1 rRNA gene is annotated in these 247 nt (G+C 47.8%); it reads right to left on the reverse strand.

Annotated features, from left to right (window positions below):
- Positions 1 to 247 (reverse strand): 23S ribosomal RNA (locus AACR09_RS16270); the annotation flags it as partial.

Here is a 247-nt window from a genome sequence, read left to right on the forward strand (position 1 = left end):
CAGTCAGTAGTATTTAGCCTTGGAGGATGGTCCCCCCATATTCAGACAGGATATCACGTGTCCCGCCCTACTCGTTTTCACTGATTATGAGATGTCGATTACGGGGCTATCACCCTTTGTTGCGGCACTTTCCAGAGCCTTCATCTGTCTCATTAAAAGCTTAAGGGCTAATCCAATTTCGCTCGCCGCTACTTTCGGAATCTCGGTTGATTTCTCTTCCTCGGGGTACTTAGATGTTTCAGTTCCC

The sequence above is a fragment of the Vibrio sp. OPT20 genome (assembly GCF_963889365.1).
GTDB lineage: Bacteria > Pseudomonadota > Gammaproteobacteria > Enterobacterales > Vibrionaceae > Vibrio > Vibrio splendidus.